This is a genomic window from Streptomyces sp. SCPE 10 (genome assembly GCF_051980735.1).
Taxonomy (GTDB): domain Bacteria; phylum Actinomycetota; class Actinomycetes; order Streptomycetales; family Streptomycetaceae; genus Streptomyces; species Streptomyces misionensis.
Genome location: NZ_CP197069.1, coordinates 4,048,241 through 4,063,890 on the forward strand (window position 1 = coordinate 4,048,241; position 15,650 = coordinate 4,063,890).

The 15,650-nt window shown below is 69.9% G+C and carries 13 protein-coding genes and 4 tRNA genes; 7 read left to right on the forward strand and 10 right to left on the reverse strand.

Annotated features, from left to right (window positions below):
• Positions 1–87: 87 nt before the first annotated feature.
• From ACSP97_RS18805 to purM, 3 genes are all read left to right on the forward strand, one after another.
• Complete coding sequence (locus ACSP97_RS18805; protein ID WP_355525658.1) at positions 88–459, forward strand: META domain-containing protein; 372 nt, start codon at positions 88–90, stop codon at positions 457–459.
• A 203-nt stretch (positions 460–662) separates the two neighbouring features.
• The gene (gene purF / locus ACSP97_RS18810) at positions 663–2,192 is read left to right on the forward strand and encodes an amidophosphoribosyltransferase (protein WP_355146757.1); all 1,530 of its coding nucleotides are present in this window, start codon (positions 663–665) and stop codon (positions 2,190–2,192) included.
• Between the two features lie 34 nt (positions 2,193–2,226).
• On the forward strand, positions 2,227–3,294 hold the full coding sequence (gene purM, locus ACSP97_RS18815) for a phosphoribosylformylglycinamidine cyclo-ligase (protein ID WP_358296005.1): 1,068 nt from the start codon (positions 2,227–2,229) through the stop codon (positions 3,292–3,294).
• Between the two features lie 93 nt (positions 3,295–3,387).
• Here purM and ACSP97_RS18820 read toward each other — a convergent pair whose 3' ends face one another.
• Positions 3,388–3,636 carry a DUF3073 domain-containing protein gene (locus ACSP97_RS18820; protein WP_355146761.1) on the reverse strand — a complete coding sequence of 83 codons (249 nt, stop codon included), beginning with the start codon at positions 3,634–3,636 and terminating at the stop codon, positions 3,388–3,390.
• 290 nt (positions 3,637–3,926) lie between these two features.
• Positions 3,927–5,030, reverse strand: a complete 1,104-nt coding sequence (locus ACSP97_RS18825; RefSeq protein ID WP_358269958.1) for a Leu/Phe/Val dehydrogenase — start codon at positions 5,028–5,030, stop codon at positions 3,927–3,929.
• Positions 5,031–5,229: 199 nt separating this feature from the next.
• On the opposite strand from ACSP97_RS18825, the gene ACSP97_RS18830 reads away from it, so the two are divergent.
• Both ACSP97_RS18830 and bldC read left to right on the forward strand, forming a co-directional pair.
• Complete coding sequence (locus ACSP97_RS18830) at positions 5,230–6,072, forward strand: hypothetical protein (RefSeq protein WP_355146765.1); 843 nt, start codon at positions 5,230–5,232, stop codon at positions 6,070–6,072.
• A 555-nt stretch (positions 6,073–6,627) separates the two neighbouring features.
• Entirely contained in the window at positions 6,628–6,834 is a 207-nt protein-coding gene (gene bldC / locus ACSP97_RS18835; RefSeq protein ID WP_003949541.1) for a developmental transcriptional regulator BldC, read from the forward strand.
• Positions 6,835–7,276: 442 nt separating this feature from the next.
• On the opposite strand, the gene ACSP97_RS18840 is transcribed toward bldC, so the two are convergent.
• From ACSP97_RS18840 to hrpA, 3 genes are all read right to left on the reverse strand, one after another.
• Positions 7,277–7,450, reverse strand: a complete 174-nt coding sequence (locus tag ACSP97_RS18840; RefSeq protein WP_355146767.1) for a DUF6274 family protein — start codon at positions 7,448–7,450, stop codon at positions 7,277–7,279.
• 121 nt (positions 7,451–7,571) lie between these two features.
• Positions 7,572–7,646, reverse strand: a tRNA-Asp gene (locus tag ACSP97_RS18845).
• A gap of 96 nt (positions 7,647–7,742) precedes the next feature.
• Positions 7,743–11,687 carry an ATP-dependent RNA helicase HrpA gene (gene hrpA / locus ACSP97_RS18850; RefSeq protein ID WP_358269957.1) on the reverse strand — a complete coding sequence of 1,315 codons (3,945 nt, stop codon included), beginning with the start codon at positions 11,685–11,687 and terminating at the stop codon, positions 7,743–7,745.
• A 147-nt stretch (positions 11,688–11,834) separates the two neighbouring features.
• Between hrpA and ACSP97_RS18855 the strand changes: the two genes are divergently transcribed.
• Positions 11,835–12,845, forward strand: coding sequence for an ABC transporter permease (locus ACSP97_RS18855; protein WP_355525649.1), 1,011 nt, complete (start codon positions 11,835–11,837; stop codon positions 12,843–12,845).
• Positions 12,846–12,860: 15 nt separating this feature from the next.
• Here the strand turns inward: ACSP97_RS18855 and ACSP97_RS18860 are convergent, their stop codons facing one another.
• The 5 genes from ACSP97_RS18860 to ACSP97_RS18880 all read right to left on the reverse strand — a co-directional run bounded on the left by ACSP97_RS18860 (position 12,861) and on the right by ACSP97_RS18880 (position 15,182).
• A complete protein-coding gene (locus tag ACSP97_RS18860; RefSeq protein WP_355146773.1) occupies positions 12,861–13,193 on the reverse strand; it encodes a hypothetical protein in 333 nt (110 codons plus the stop codon).
• 73 nt (positions 13,194–13,266) lie between these two features.
• Positions 13,267–13,340, reverse strand: a tRNA-Phe gene (locus tag ACSP97_RS18865).
• 24 nt (positions 13,341–13,364) lie between these two features.
• A tRNA-Asp gene (locus tag ACSP97_RS18870) sits at positions 13,365–13,439 on the reverse strand.
• A 39-nt stretch (positions 13,440–13,478) separates the two neighbouring features.
• Positions 13,479–13,551, reverse strand: a tRNA-Glu gene (locus ACSP97_RS18875).
• A gap of 80 nt (positions 13,552–13,631) precedes the next feature.
• Positions 13,632–15,182, reverse strand: a complete 1,551-nt coding sequence (locus ACSP97_RS18880) for a metallophosphoesterase family protein (RefSeq protein WP_440553451.1) — start codon at positions 15,180–15,182, stop codon at positions 13,632–13,634.
• Positions 15,183–15,276: 94 nt separating this feature from the next.
• On the opposite strand from ACSP97_RS18880, the gene ACSP97_RS18885 reads away from it, so the two are divergent.
• The gene (locus ACSP97_RS18885; RefSeq protein ID WP_355146776.1) at positions 15,277–15,627 is read left to right on the forward strand and encodes a metallopeptidase family protein; all 351 of its coding nucleotides are present in this window, start codon (positions 15,277–15,279) and stop codon (positions 15,625–15,627) included.
• Positions 15,628–15,650: the final 23 nt, after the last annotated feature.

Consider the following 15,650-nt stretch of genomic DNA (forward strand, 5'->3'; position numbering starts at 1 on the left):
GGTATGAAACGGTACAAAGCGTCTGCGGTCTCCGTGCTCTTCCCCCTGCTGGTGGCCTGCGGGGCCACCTCGGCGCACAGTGGAGCCGTGAGTGTCGACGAACCCCTGACCGGCGTTGAGTGGCGGATCGTGAGCGTCACCAGCGACGGGACGACCCGACCCGCCCCGGCCGCCGCCCGCCTCCGCGTCGACGCCCCCGACGGGACGGCCGGAACCGCCGCCGGCAACCTCGGCTGCAACTCCTTCAGCGCCCCCGTCACCCTGCACGGCGACCGCATCGGCTTCGGTGCGCTGCGCACCACCAAAATGGCCTGTGACAGCGCCCGGATGGCCTTCGAGCGGACCCTGGCCGGGCTGCTGGGCGGCCGGACGCTCACCGGGACGAGTGAGGACGGCAAGCTCACCCTCACCACGAGTCACGGTGACCGCGTGAACCTCACCCGCAGCACACCCGAATGATGTGCGACACCTCACTCACGCATACGGCCAAACCGCCCGGGCTCCGGGCACGGCCGCCCGTCCGACGCCCCGCCGGTCGCCGACAGCACCCAGCTGACCTGCGTAAACGTGGAAAGCAACAACCTGATCGGTAAACCACCCGTCCGTTACGACCGCGTATCCCCAATTCGGACCAGTGGTCGATCTCGCCTACACTCGGTGCTGTGCCACGTGGTGACGGTCGACTCAATCACGACCTGCTCCCCGGTGAGAAAGGCCCCCAGGACGCGTGTGGCGTCTTCGGTGTCTGGGCTCCGGGTGAAGAGGTCGCAAAGCTCACGTACTTCGGGCTCTACGCCCTCCAGCACCGGGGTCAGGAATCCGCGGGAATCGCGGTCAGCAATGGCTCCCAGATCCTCGTCTTCAAGGACATGGGCCTGGTCTCCCAGGTCTTCGACGAGACCTCTCTCGGTTCGCTCCAGGGTCATATCGCGGTCGGTCACGCCCGCTACTCGACCACCGGCGCCTCCGTGTGGGAGAACGCCCAGCCGACGTTCCGCGCCACTGCGCACGGCTCGATCGCGCTCGGCCACAACGGCAACCTGGTCAACACGGCGCAGCTCGCCGAGATGGTCGCCGAACTGCCGAACGACAACAACAGCCGCTCCACCCGGGTCGCGGCCACCAACGACACCGACCTGCTGACGGCCCTGCTGGCCGCCCAGGTCGACGAGGACGGCAAGCCGCTGACCATCGAGGAGGCCGCCCAGCAGGTCCTCCCGAAGGTCCGGGGCGCCTTCTCGCTCGTCTTCATGGACGAGCACACCCTCTACGCCGGCCGCGACCCCCAGGGCATCCGCCCGCTGGTCCTCGGCCGTCTGGAGCGCGGCTGGGTGGTCGCCTCCGAGACCGCCGCCCTCGACATCGTGGGCGCCAGCTTCGTCCGGGAGATCGAGCCGGGCGAGTTCGTCGCCATCGACGAGAACGGCCTGCGCAGCTCGCGATTCGCGGAAGCAAAGCCCAAGGGCTGTGTCTTCGAGTACGTGTACCTGGCCCGCCCGGACACCGACATCGCCGGCCGGAACGTGTACCTCTCCCGCGTGGAGATGGGCCGTCGGCTCGCCAAGGAGGCCCCGGTCGAGGCCGATCTGGTGATAGCGACCCCGGAGTCGGGCACCCCGGCCGCCATCGGCTACGCGGAGGCGTCCGGCATCCCCTTCGGCGCCGGTCTGGTGAAGAACGCCTACGTGGGCCGCACCTTCATCCAGCCCTCGCAGACCATCCGCCAGCTGGGCATCCGGCTGAAGCTGAACCCGCTCAAGGAAGTCATCAAGGGCAAGCGCCTGGTCGTCGTGGACGACTCGATCGTGCGCGGCAACACCCAGCGCGCCCTGGTTCGCATGCTCCGCGAGGCGGGCGCGGCCGAGGTGCACATCCGGATCTCCTCGCCGCCGGTGAAGTGGCCCTGCTTCTTCGGCATCGACTTCGCGACCCGCGCGGAGCTGATCGCCAACGGCATGACGATCGACGAGATCGGCACCAGCCTCGGCGCCGACTCGCTCGCCTACATCTCCATCGACGGCATGATCGACGCGACCACCATCGCGAAGCCGAACCTGTGCCGCGCCTGCTTCGACGGCGAGTACCCGATGGAACTGCCGGACCCGGAGCTGCTCGGCAAGCAGCTGCTGGAGACCGAGCTGGCGGCCGGTCCGGCCGAGACGGCCGCGGCCGACGCGATCCGCCGCCCGTAACACCCCGCAGTACGACACGAAAGCTCTCACAGTCATGTCTGAGACAACTGGTGCCAGCTACGCAGCGGCGGGCGTCGACATCGAGGCGGGCGACCGCGCCGTCGAGCTGATGAAGGAGTGGGTGAAGAAGACCCGGCGCCCCGAGGTGCTGGGCGGCCTCGGCGGCTTCGCCGGACTCTTCGACGCCTCCGCCCTCAAGCGCTACGAGCGGCCCCTGCTGGCCTCCGCCACGGACGGCGTGGGTACCAAGGTGGACATCGCCCGCCGCATGGGCGTCTACGACACCATCGGCCACGACCTGGTCGCCATGGTGATGGACGACATCGTGGTGTGCGGCGCCGAGCCGCTGTTCATGACCGACTACATCTGCGTCGGCAAGGTCCACCCCGAGCGCGTCGCCGCCATCGTCAAGGGCATCGCGGAGGGCTGTGTGCTGGCCGGCTGCGCCCTGGTCGGCGGTGAGACGGCCGAACACCCGGGTCTGCTCGGCGAGGACGACTTCGACGTCGCGGGCGCCGGTACGGGCGTTGTGGAGGCCGACCGGCTGCTCGGCGCGGACCGCATCCGCGAGGGTGACGCCGTGATCGCGATGGCGTCCTCCGGTCTTCACTCGAACGGGTACTCCCTGGTCCGCCACGTCCTGCTGAACACGGCGGGCCTGGCCCTGGAGTCGGAGGTGGCCGAGCTGGGCCGCACCCTCGGCGAGGAGCTGCTGGAGCCCACCAAGATCTACTCGCTGGACTGCCTGGCCCTGACGCGCACCGCCGAGGTGCACGCCTTCAGCCACATCACCGGCGGCGGGCTCGCGGCCAACCTGGCCCGGGTCATCCCGGACGGGCTGCACGCCGTGGTCGACCGCGCGACCTGGACCCCGGGTGCGATCTTCGACCTGGTCGGCCGGACCGGGGACGTGGCCCGCCTGGAGCTGGAGAAGACGCTCAACATGGGCGTCGGCATGATGGCGATCGTGCCGGCGGAGTCCACCGAGGTGGCCCTCGCGACCCTGGCCGACCGGGGTGTCGACGCCTGGGTGGCCGGCGAGATCACCGAGCGCGGCGACAAGGAGAGCGGCGCCGAGCTGGTGGGGGACTACGCGGGCTGACCCTACGGGGTGGTGCCCGCGGGACCCCCTTGCGGATAGCACAGAAGCCGGTCGGTGGCTGTGCCACCGACCGGACTGGTGCTCAGTGCAAGGTCAAGCGCCGCGACGGTGTTGTGAGGGACCCTCGTCCTCGTCCTCGTCGTCCTCGTAGAGGTCGGCGTAACGGGAGTAAAGGTCGTCCTCGTCGTTGTCATCGTCCTCGAACGGCTCGCCGTTCGGCGGCTGGCTCGAAGTTGATGCGCCCAGTTCACTGGCCAGACGTGAAAGGTCAGTCCCACCGCTGTTGTACTTCAGCTGGCGGGCGACCTTTGTCTGCTTGGCCTTGGCCCGGCCGCGCCCCATGGCTCGACCCCCTCGGTGACGGGGCTCGACGGCCCCAGAGTCTGACACGCGTTCATGATCTGGAACGGACTCTCCTCGGAGAGGCCGGTCCGTAGGGCTTCCACGGTACCTGAGCCCGCGCCCATACGGTACGTCGCCCGCAGCACGCGCGTGTGCACAGGACCTTCGAGGCGCCCCGTCCTCGCTGGTCAGTGGCGATTTTAACCACTTATCGGGGAACGACCCGCCGGTGGAAGTGAGAGTTCTCTCTAAGTTGCCGCCGACGGGTACCGCTCATTTGTGCGAACGAATCAGTGTCCGGTGTGCGCGGCGCGTGCCTCGGCCATGCGCTGCTCGGCGATCCGGTCGGCCGCCGCGGCCGGCGGAATCCCGTCTTCCTTCGCACGTGCGAATATGGCCAGCGTGGTGTCGAAGATCCTCGACGCCTTCGCCTTGCACCGCTCGAAGTCGAATCCGTGCAGCTCGTCGGCCACCTGGATGACCCCGCCCGCGTTCACCACGTAGTCCGGCGCGTAGAGGATCCCGCGGTCGGCGAGGTCCTTCTCCACACCCGGGTGGGCGAGCTGGTTGTTGGCGGCACCGCACACCACCTTGGCGGTGAGCACCGGCACGGTCTCGTCGTTCAGGGCGCCACCGAGCGCGCACGGCGCGTAGATGTCCAGGCCCTCGACGCGGATCAGCGCGTCGGTGTCGGCGACCGCCGTCACGCCCTCGTGCTGGTCGAGGATCCGCTGCACGGCGTCCGGGCGGACGTCGGTGATCACGACCTCGGCGCCCTCGTCGAGGAGGTGGCGCACCAGGTGGTGGCCGACCTTGCCGACACCGGCGACACCGACCTTGCGGCCGCGCAGCACCGGGTCGCCCCACAGGTGCTGGGCGCAGGCGCGCATGCTCTGGTAGACGCCGAACGAGGTGAGCACCGAGGAGTCGCCGGCGCCGCCGTTCTCGGGCGAGCGGCCGGTGGTCCAGCGGCACTCGCGGGCGATGACGTCCATGTCGGCCACGTAGGTGCCGACGTCACAGGCGGTGACGTAGCGGCCGCCGAGGGAGGCCACCATGCGGCCGTAGGCGAGCAGCAGCTCCTCGGTCTTGTCCCGCTCGGGGTCGCCGATGATCACGGCCTTGCCGCCGCCGTGGTCCAGGCCGGCCATGGCGTTCTTGTACGACATCCCGCGCGCGAGGTTGAGGGCGTCGGCGACGGCCTCGGCCTCGGTGGCGTACGGGTAGAAGCGGGTGCCACCGAGGGCCGGGCCCAGGGCGGTGGAGTGGAGGGCGATCACGGCCTTGAGGCCGGTGGCGCGGTCCTGGCAGAGCACGACCTGTTCATGGCCCCCCTGCTCCGAGTGGAACAGGGTGTGCAGGACATCGACAGGCGCGCCGGTTACGTCGGTCACTGTGGTGACTCCTGTGTACGAGCGGCGAGTGGGGAGCAGCCCCCGTACGGGTGGCGGGTGCTGGTGGCATGAGCGTAGAGCCTCGGCCCGACCACCGTCCGCGCAGTGTTCAGGATCACTCGCACGGGGCCGCCTCGGTCGCCTGACCGTGGCACGATTTGCAGTGTTTCGAGCCGGGTCCGATGGGGAGGGAGCAGGCGTGCCGAAGGTGTCCTCCGTGGTCGTCCCCTATGCCGCCTATCTGCGCGTGTACGAGCCGCTGGGCGCCTTCCCGGAGCCGGAGCGCGGCCACTGGGCGCGTTACGCCCGCCGCCCCGAGCGCCCCTCCTACCAGGATGAACTGCGGCGCTCCCTGGCCGACTTGGTGCCCACGCCACCGGTCGCGGTGCCGGTGCAGGAGAGCGGTGACGCCTTCGTCCTGGAGGTCGACGGGGTCGTGTGCGTGTGCCCCTGGCGGACCCGGCTGCGCGGCTGGCAGGCGCTGGAGGACCTCGGTGGGGAGCTGCCCCCGCCGGTGCTGGACGCGGTGCTGCCCCCGGTGGTGCGCCGGCAGGCGGCGCTGGACTACGAGCGCTGGCTCGCCCGCAACCCCGACGCGCGCCCCTGGATCCGCACGGCGACCTGGCAGGTGCCGCTGAACTGGTTCGTGCTGGTCGCGGACGAGGAGCGGCGGTACGACAAGGGCACCGCCGAGGTGCCCCCGGTGCTGCGCTACCGCACCCCCATGGTGCAGGCCCGGCGGCGGGTGGCGCGGGCGCTGCGCACGCTGCGGGAGGCCGTGCCGGAGGGACCGCTGATCGACGGGCTGGTGGACGTCGGCCGCTGGCTGGAGGAGTTCCACCCGCGTTCCCTGGTCGAACTGGACTACGGGGGTCTGGTGCACGTCCTGCCGACGGGCGAGCTGGAGGACGACCACTCGGCGGCGGACGTGGCCGCGGGCATCGACGCGCTGCGCCGGGGTGACGGAGAGGCGGCCGGGGAGGCGTACGCGCGGCTCGTGGAGCGGTGGCGTGCGGTGCGGGACCGGCGTTCGGCGAACTGACGTTTCAACAGAAACACCGAAAACGTGACCTGCGCCACAGCTGAGAGGGCGTTGGACGGCGTACGGTCAAGCGCACTTCACCCAGCTGACGGGATGTCGGTCCGGATCCGGGCGTTTGTGTCCAGAATGGCCGAAGGGTGATGGACCGCACGTACGGGGCCCCTTGCGCCTCTTCCCCCTCCTCGTGCCAAAATAGGACAAGGAGTCCGGGGAGGGCTCCTTCCGTCCAAGTGTGGTGCACTATGGGCGGAATCTCAGCATTGCACTCTTTGGGGGGTCTGATGCCTCCTGATCGCCCTGTGACTGATCGTCACAGTGGCGTGACTGTCCGCTATGGCATGGTCCATCGGCTTCCGTCGCTGATGAACACCTGGGAGGGCAATTCCATCGGTTTGGCCGACCGGGCTGGACAGATGGTGTAGTTGTAGTGCCGAGGACAAGCCGTTCGTCCTATAACCGACTCGACTCGCGTCCGCCATTTCGGGCAACGCGGGTCAAGGTGCAGAATTTAGAGGAAAGAACCGAGAAGGTTCGGTTCTCCCGAGGAGGCCGCTCATGACCGCTCGCACCCCTGATGCCGAGCCGCTGCTGACCCCGGCTGAGGTCGCCACCATGTTCCGCGTCGACCCCAAGACGGTCACGCGGTGGGCGAAGGCCGGCAAGCTCACGTCGATCCGCACGCTCGGCGGGCACCGCCGTTACCGCGAGGCCGAGGTCCGCGCCCTGCTCGCGGGCATCCCGCAGCAGCGCAGCGAGGCCTGACCGAGCAGGCGGAACAACTGAAAACAGGGCGAACCGGCAGGCCCCCCAACCCGCCGAACCGCCCGAAACCCTAGCTCCAAGCGACGCGGGACCTGCCCCAACAGGCCCCACGCCCAGGCCGAAGAGAACGTTGTCGGCAAGCGACACAGGGTGCGTCGTCGATCGCGCTGGACTCCGCCGAGTCCAGCGCGATCCGTTTTGTGCGCTGGTCGGGGGTGGGGTGGGCGCTCTGTGCGGGTACCGGGGGAGCCCCTTGGGGAGCGGTGCAATTGCACATATTAAATTGACCGGTTGTAGGACGGGTGTAAGTACCGCCGATCTCAAAACTCATACGGTGACACCCGTCACATTGCGGGCCACTTGTTGCCTCGGGCATCCGTGCGCTAATGGAAGCATCGCCTCCACTCTCCCCTGCGCGCACGGGAGTTGGGGCCGCCCCGCGTCATGTCGCGGAAGGCCGCTCGTCCTTGTCCCGGGGCGGCGTCCCCGAGTCCATCGCCAGCCGCAGCAGGCGGTGGCAGACGGGACAGTGGCGGGTGAGGTGGCGGTACGACGACGCGGCCGCGAGGTGCGCCCTCAGCAGTGCCCGTGTCTCATGCCTGACCGATGCCCCCATCGCCCACCTCCAGAACCCGGGTGCTGTCCTCTGGGTACCGAGGGAAGGCGGAGTCGTCAAGGGTGCCGGACGCACCCCGGGAACGACGAAGGGCCCCCTCGCGAGGGGGCCCTTCTCCATGCGGTCCTGACGGGATTTGAACCCGCGGCCTCCACCTTGACAGGGTGGCGAGCACTCCAAACTGCTCCACAGGACCAGATGTCGCCGCGCTCCGCTTGCCGCGTTGCGCTGCGAGAAGGACTGTACAGGAGGTGAGGCCGCCAGGTCGAACTCACCTCCCGTGATCAGCCGGTCACGGTGCGGCGGCGTCGATCGCCTTCACGATCCGCTTGTCGGAGATCGGGTACGCCGTGCCCAGCGCATGGGCGAAATAGCTGACCCGCAGCTCCTCCAGCATCCAGCGGATGTCCAGGACCTGCTGCGGCACCGGCCGCCCCTGCGGGAGCTGCTCCAGCAGCCAGGCGTACTCGTCCTGCATCTCGTGGACCTTCTCCATGCGGGTGGTGTCCCGCTGGACGTTCGTCGGCATCTGCTGGAGCCGCCGGTCCGCGGCCACCAGGTACCGCATCAGGTCGGGCAGCCGCCGTATCCCCGCCCAGGTGACGAAGCCCGGCTTCACCAGGGCGTCCAGCTGCTTGCGGACGTCCGTGAGGTTGGCGAGCAGCGCGGGGCTCCGTACGGCCTTCAGACGCCGCTCACAGGCCCCCCAGGCGGCCAGCACCTGCTGGACCTGGCCGACCGTGCGCACCGTGGTGTCCACGATCTCCGCGCGCACCCTGTCGTACAGCTTCCGGTACGACTCCTCGTCCCAGGCCGGCCCCCCGAAGTCCGCGATCAGCTTGTCGGCCGCGGCCATCGCGCAGTCGTCGAACAGGGCCTGGACGGAGCCGTGCGGGTTCGCGGACAGCCCCAGCTTCTGCTGGTTGCTGAGCTTCTCGGACGCGAACTTGGCCGGGTTCACCGGGATGTTGCGCAGGATCAGCCGCCGGGTGCCCTTCCACATGGCCTCCGCCTGCTCGGCCTCCGTGTCGAACAGCCGCACGGAGACCGTGTCGCCGTCGTCCACCAGCGCCGGGTACGCCTTGACCGGCTGGCCGGCCCGCCGGGTCTCGAAGACCCGGCTCAGCCGGCCGATCGTCCAGTCGGTCAGCCCCGTGCGCTCCAGCGCGGGGCCGCCCTCGCGGGACGCGGTCGCGGCGGCGGCCTGGGACAGGGCCTTGCGCGCCTTCGGCTTCAGCCTGAGCTTCAGCGCCTCCAGGTCCTTGTCCTCGGCCAGCTTGCGGCGCCGCTCGTCGACGATCCGGAAGGTGATCCGCAGATGGTCGGGGACCTTGGACCAGTCGAAGTCCTCCGCCTCGAAGGGCACGCCGACCATCCGCTTGAGCTCACGGGCCATCGTCACGGTCAGCGGTTCCTGGAGCGGGACCGCCTTCTCCAGGAAGGCCTTCGCGTAGTTCGGCGCCGGCACGTAGTTGCGCCGCACCGGCTTGGGCAGCGAGCGGATCAGCTCCGTCACGACCTCTTCCCGCAGACCCGGGATCTGCCAGTCGAAGCCCTCGTCGGTGACCTGGTTGAGGACCTGGAGCGGGATGTGCACGGTCACGCCGTCGGCGTCCGCGCCCGGCTCGAACTGGTAGGTGACCCGGAACTTCAGGGCGCCCTGCCGCCAGGAGTCCGGGTAGTCGGCCTTGGTGACCGCCTCCGCCGACTCCCGGATCAGCATCTCCCGCTCGAAGTCCAGGTAGTCGGGCTGCTCTTGCCGCTTGCGCTTCCACCAGGAGTCGAAGTGGGCGCCGGAGACGACGTGTTCGGGCACCCGCTGGTCGTAGAAGTCGTACAGCGTCTCGTCGTCCACCACGATGTCCCGGCGCCGCGCCCGGTGCTCCAGCTCCTCGACCTCGCTGAGGAGCTTGCGGTTGTCGGCGAAGAACTTGTGGTGGGTGCGCCAGTCGCCCTCCACCAGCGCGTTGCGGATGAACAGTTCGCGGGAGACCTCGGGGTCGATGCGGCCGTAGTTCACCTTGCGCTGGGCGACGATCGGCACGCCGTACAGCGTGACCTTCTCGTACGCCATCACGGCCGCCTGGTCCTTCTCCCAGTGCGGTTCGCTGTACGTGCGCTTCAGCAGGTGCCCGGCGAGCGGCTCGACCCACTCGGGCTCGATCTTCGCGTTGACCCGCGCCCACAGCCGGCTGGTCTCGACCAGCTCGGCCGACATCACGAACTTGGGCTGCTTCCGGAACAGCGCCGAGCCCGGGAAGATCGCGAACTTGGCGTTGCGGGCGCCCAGGTACTCGTTCTTGTTGCCCTCGCGCACGTCCTTCATCCCGACGTGCGAGAGGAGGCCGGCGAGCAGGGAGACGTGCACGCGGTCGGCGGGGGCGTCCTTCTCGTCGAGGTGGATGCCCATCTGCTTGGCGACCGTGCGCAGCTGGGTGTAGATGTCCTGCCACTCCCGGATGCGCAGGAAGTTCAGGTACTCCTGCTTGCACATCCGCCGGAACGAGCTGGAGCCGCGCTCCTTCTGCTGCTCGCGGATGTAGCGCCACAGGTTCAGATAGGCGAGGAAATCGCTGGTCTCGTCCTTGAAGCGGGCGTGCTGCTGATCGGCCTGGGCCTGCTTGTCGGCCGGGCGCTCGCGCGGGTCCTGGATGGACAGCGCGGCCGCGATCACCATGACCTCGCGGACACAGCCGTTCTTGTCCGCCTCCAGCACCATCCGGGCCAGGCGCGGGTCCACGGGCAGCTGGGCCAGCTTGCGGCCGGTGTCGGTGAGCCGCTTGCGCGGGTCCTTCTCGGCGGGGTCGAGCGCGCCGAGTTCCTGCAGCAGCTGCACGCCGTCGCGGATGTTGCGGTGGTCCGGCGGGTCGATGAAGGGGAACTTCTCGATGTCGCCGAGCCCGGCCGCGGTCATCTGGAGGATGACGGAGGCCAGGTTGGTACGGAGGATCTCCGCGTCGGTGAACTCCGGCCGGGCGAGGAAGTCGTCCTCGCTGTACAGCCGGATGCAGATGCCGTCGGAGGTACGGCCGCAGCGGCCCTTGCGCTGGTTGGCGCTGGCCTGGGAGATCGGCTCGATGGGCAGCCGCTGCACCTTGGTGCGATGGCTGTAGCGGCTGATCCGGGCGAAGCCGGGGTCGATGACGTACTTGATGCCCGGGACGGTGAGGGAGGTCTCGGCGACGTTCGTGGCCAGCACGATCCGGCGCCCGGTGTGCGGCTGGAAGACCCGGTGCTGCTCGGCGTGCGACAGCCGGGCGTACAGCGGCAGCACTTCGGTGAACCGGTACTTCTTCTTCTCCAGCGCGTCCGCCGTGTCGCGGATCTCCCGTTCGCCGGAGAGGAAGACGAGGATGTCGCCCTTGCCCTCGGCCTGGAGCTCCTCGACCGCGTCGCAGATCGCGGTGATCTGGTCCCGGTCGGCGTCCTCGGAGTCCGCTTCCAGCAGCGGGCGGTAGCGCACCTCGACCGGGTAGGTCCGGCCGCTGACCTCGATGATCGGGGCGTCGCCGAAGTGCCGGGAGAAGCGCTCGGGGTCGATGGTCGCCGAGGTGATGACGACCTTGAGGTCCGGCCGCTTGGGCAGCAGCTGGGCGAGGTAGCCCAGCAGGAAGTCGATGTTGAGGGACCGCTCGTGGGCCTCGTCGATGATGATCGTGTCGTAGGCGCGCAGCTCGCGGTCGGTCTGGATCTCGGCGAGCAGGATGCCGTCGGTCATCAGCTTGATGAAGGTGGCGTCCGGGTTCACCTGGTCGGTGAAGCGCACCTTCCAGCCGACGGCCTCGCCGAGCGGTGTCCGCAGCTCCTCCGCGACCCGCTCGGCGACGGTGCGGGCGGCGATCCGGCGGGGCTGGGTGTGCCCGATCATGCCGCGCACGCCACGGCCGAGTTCGAGACAGATCTTGGGGATCTGGGTCGTCTTGCCGGAGCCGGTCTCACCGGCCACGATGACGACCTGGTGATCGCGGATGGCCGCCGCGATCTCGTCCTTCTTCTGACTGACGGGCAGCTGCTCGGGATAGCTGACGGCCGGCACGCGCACGCGCCGCTCGGCCATTCGGCCCGCTGCCTTGTCGATCTCGCCCTCGATCTCGGCGAGAACGGCGGCGCGGGCCTCCGGCTTACGGATCTTGCGCGCGCCCTCGAGCCGCCGCCCGAGCCGGTGCGCGTCGCGCAGCGACAGCTCGGTCAGGCGGGGGGCGAGGGTGCCGAGGGCGGGGGCTGGATGCGTAGACATACGCGATCCAGGATCTCACCTCGGCCGAAATCGAGGCGACCGAATTGACGCCGGGTGGAGCGGGGCCCCGAACGGCGGGCCCGGCGCGTGCGACCCGCGCCCCGCGATGAACGGGCGACCCCCACGGCGAGATGCCAAAGTTCCCCTATGTCCGATTCGCGCTGGACGGCATTCAAACAGTCCCCGTTCCTTCCCGCCACGGTCCTGCTCCTGCTCATCTCCGCCGCGGCCGGCCTCTTCGCCGGCTCCTACACCTACGCGATGGCGAACCCGACCCCGCACAGCATCCCCACGGCGGTGACCGGCGCCTACGACCAGCCGCCGGCCCGCCGCTTCATCGCGGGCATGGAGCGGGCCCTGTCCGCCTCGCTGAAGGTGCACCCGTACGACAGCCGGGCGGCGGCGGTGCGGGCGGTGGAGCAGCAGCGCGTCTTCGCGGTGGTGGACGCCCCGGCGCACGGCGGGGCGATCACGCTGGACGTGTCGTCGGCGTCCGGCGCGACGGTCGCGCAGGTGCTCGGTCAGGCGGCGGCGAGCGTGAGCAAGGCCACCGGCACGCCGGTGGTGCTGCGCGATCTCAAGCCGCTCCAGAAGGGCGATCCGCGGGGGCTGGCGATCTTCTACATCTCGCTCGCGGCCGTGGTGATCGGTTTCATCGGGGCGATCCAGCTCAGCGTGCACGCGAAGGCGCTGAACCCGATGGAGCGCATCGCGTTCACCGCCGCCTACGCCCTGCTCGGCGGGTTCACGATCGCGGCGGTGGTGGACTGGTGGCTGCACGCGCTGCGGCTGCCGTTCATGGAGTCGTGGCTGATCCTCGCGCTGACCATGTTCACGTCCGGCATGGTCTTCACGATGTTCAACACCCTGTTCGGGCGGTGGGCGATGCTGCCCACCTGGGGGCTGATGGTGCTGCTGGGCAATCCGTCGTCCGGCGGTGCGGTCTCCTGGCCCCTGCTGCCGTCGCCGCTGGGCGCGATCGGCCGCTGGCTGCCGCCCGGCGCCTCGGTGAACGCCCAGCACACCGCGGTGTACTTCCGGGGCGACCAGCACGCCTTCCCGTTCCTGGTGCTGGCGGGCTGGTCGGTCCTCGGCTGCGCGGTCTTCCTGATCTGGCGCCACCGCCACCCGGGCGGCCGTCCGGCGGAACCGGCCTGATCCGGACGAGAGGCCCTAGGAAAGGGGCTCGACCGGCGCGGCGGGACTGGGTACGGCGGGGGCGGGAGCGGGGGGCGTGGGCACCGGGGCGGCCTGCTGGACCGGCGCGTTCCCCAGGGTCATGGACCGCGCGGTGTTGGAGACGGCCTTGATCCCCAGATAGGCGGTGGTCATGCTGCTGACGGCGGTGAACGCGGCGGTGAGGATGCCGACGATCACCGAGGTGTCCCCGTGCAGCCGCCAGACCCCGACGACCGCCACCACGACGATCGCGACGTTGCTGACGCTCACCGCCAGCAACCCGTACTTCGCCTTGTCCTGCTCCAGCTCGACCTCGGTACCGCTCATGGTCCCCCCGACCGTGTAGTGCGACGCCGCCATACGAAGAAGGCCCCGTTCGTCGAACGGGGCCTTCTGGCTGTGGCTGGGGCCGGGGTCGAACCGGCGACCTTCCGCTTTTCAGGCGGACGCTCGTACCAACTGAGCTACCCAGCCACGAGGTTTCACGTGAAACCTCAGCGGTCCTGACGGGATTTGAACCCGCGGCCTCCACCTTGACAGGGTGGCGAGCACTCCAAACTGCTCCACAGGACCAAGCTGTTTGTGTGCAACAGTGTCGCACACGGTTATGCGTGCCCCCAACGGGATTCGAACCCGTGCTACCGCCTTGAAAGGGCGGCGTCCTAGGCCGCTAGACGATGAGGGCTATCGGCCCGCCTGGGCGCTTCTCAGCGCGTCGGGGACGTGAGAAGCATATGGGATGGCGAGGGGGATCGCCAAAACGGTTTACGGGCGGGTGGACGCGGTCGCCCCCGAAGGCGTCGTGCCGGGGCTCGCACCGGGGCTCGCACCGGGGCTCGCGCCGGGGTGGTTGTCGTCGGCCAGATGGCGGCTGACCTGGGCCGTCGTCAGTCCCAGACCGCCCAGCTCGATCGCGTCCCACGCCTGGAGCCGGTGGGTGTCGCGGTCGAAGTAGAGCACCGAGGCCTCGATCGGCGCCGGGTACTTCCCCTCCACCGCGCGCAGCCCGCTGCCCCCGGTCGAGCCCTCCATCCGCAGCCGCGTCCCGTACGGGAGCTTCTCGTACCCCTCGTGGTGCAGATGCCCGCACAGCACCAGCGGCACCTCCCCGTCGGTCTCCCGCGCCGCCACCGGCTCGTGCGCGATCGCCACGTCCACCGGCGTGCCCGCCGCCCGCTGCGAGCGCAGCGCGCTGGCCAGCCGGTCGCCCGCCAGCCGCTCGGCCGCGTCGCCACCCGGCACCACCGCGCGGTCCGGGGTGAACTGCGGATCGCCCATCCCCGCGAAGCGCAGCCCGCCCGCGGTCACCGCGTGCCCGTCGTCCAGCACCCGCACGTTCTTCATGCGCGCCAGATAGCCCTGGGTGGTCCGGGAGTCGTGGTTGCCCCGCACCCAGACGTACGGCACGCCGAGGTCCGCGACCGGGTCCAGGAAGCCGTTCTCCGCCGCCGTGCCGTGGTCCATCGTGTCGCCGGAGTCCACGATCACGTTCACCTTGTACTGCTTCACCAGCGAGGCGATGATCTTCCAGCTCGCCGGGTTGAGGTGGATGTCCGACACGTGCAGGACCCGGATGGTGGAGGGGTCCGGCTGGTAGGCGGGCAGCGTGGAGGTGACGTCGTAGAGCTTGGTCACGTTCGTCACCAGGCGCGCCAACTCCTTCTGGTAGACGTCGAATCCGGTGACGATGCTGCGTGCGTTGCCGATCACCGACGGCGCCGAGGACAGCAGCCCGGAGAACCTCGGCTCCATCACCGACTTCGGGTTCCAGGTGGCGTACGCCGACACGCCCGAGGCGGCCAGCAGCGTCAGGGCCAGCCCGCCGGCCGCGAGCGCGCGCCGCGGGCGCCGGTAGACGGCGAGGCCGAGGAGCCCGGCGCCGGCGACCACCGCCACGCCGGAGCGCACGGCGAGGTCGAGCGTGCCGTGCTCGACGTCGTGCACCACCTCGCCCTGGAGCCCGGAGAACCGCTCCGGGTGGTCGACCAGTTCCTGCGAGCGCAGCGGGTCCAGCTGGTCGACGTTCACGTCCAGGCGCACCGGTGCCACATGGCTGTCCAGGGTGAGCGCGCCCAGCGGGGACACGTTGATCTTCGTGCCGCCGGACAGGGACGGGCGCAGCGCCATCGTGGTGTTCATCGGGCCGACCGGGGTCCGTACGTTGCCGACGACCAGCAGTCCCAGCCAGGCGCCGGCCAGCACGACTCCGGTGAGGCCGAGGGCGCCGAGCCACGGCCGGGGGCGGGCGGCGAGTTCCAGGTCGGGGAGTGGGCGGTGACGGCGGCGGAAGCGGGCTGCGAAGGGGACGCGGACCATTGGTCCCGTATGCCCATGTGCGGGTGCGGGTATGCCGGGGGCTCCGCCGTCCTCGTACGGCCCTTCCGCCCCTCCCGTGCCGGACAATGGCCCTGTGCTGGAGATGACGCGCGAGGAGTTCGAGGAACTGGTCGCCGAGGCGCTCGACCGGATCCCCCCGGAGCTGACGCGGCTCATGGACAACGTGGCGGTGTTCGTGGAGGACGAACCGCCCGCCGGCGACCCCGATCTGCTCGGCCTGTACGAGGGCACCCCGCTGACCGAACGGGGCGAGTGGTACGCCGGGGTGCTGCCGGACCGGATCACCGTCTACCGGGGGCCGACGCTGCGGTTGTGCGACACGCGCGAGGACGTCGTCGCGGAGACCGAGGTGACCGTGGTGCACGAGATCGCCCACCACTTCGGCATCGACGACGCCCGGCTGCACGCGCTCGGCTACGGCTGACCGGCCCGCCCGCCCGCCCGCCG